The sequence below is a fragment of the Tropicimonas sp. IMCC6043 genome (assembly GCF_004146235.1).
Lineage (GTDB): Bacteria > Pseudomonadota > Alphaproteobacteria > Rhodobacterales > Rhodobacteraceae > Tropicimonas.
In genome coordinates this window covers 1-382 of the sequence record NZ_SELO01000173.1, presented here as the reverse complement: position 1 = coordinate 382, position 382 = coordinate 1, and the positions used below count along the sequence as shown (strand labels likewise).

Below are 382 nucleotides of genomic sequence, written 5' to 3'. Positions count from 1 at the left end.
CGCGATCGTTGCCCTGCATCAGCGCTTTCCGGACTCTGGCGGGCGGGCCGCCGGACCTGCGGGTCTGGATCTCGGTGGCAAGGAAACGTCGCAGGAAGGACTGGCTCAGCCCTTTCGGTACCGGCGTGCTGAAGATCTCTGTCCAGGCCGCGATCAACGCGGCCCGGTTCATGGTTTCGAGATCCGCGACACGGATCATTCGGCCAACTCGGGCTCGGCGGTGATCCGGTAGAGGGACGGACCGCCTTTCTCGGCGGCCGCCTGCCGCTTGACTGTGTAGCCGGCCTTGCGCAACCCGCTCAGGACCGCGCGAGCGGAATGCGGCTGCCAGCCGGTGGACTTGCAGATCGCCTCAAGGCTCGTGCCCTCAGGGCGAGCGAGC

The 382-nt window shown here is 67.5% G+C and carries 2 protein-coding genes; both read right to left on the bottom strand.

The genetic code is table 11. The features are described from left to right. Nucleotides 1-199: DUF2924 domain-containing protein (locus EU800_RS26290; RefSeq protein ID WP_129636383.1), on the bottom strand; the 199-nt coding region annotated here is incomplete at its 3' end. Further along, nucleotides 196-382 (bottom strand): DUF3489 domain-containing protein (locus tag EU800_RS26285; RefSeq protein WP_129636382.1); only part of this gene is annotated, 187 nt, incomplete at its 5' end. The genes EU800_RS26285 and EU800_RS26290, both read right to left, overlap by 4 nt.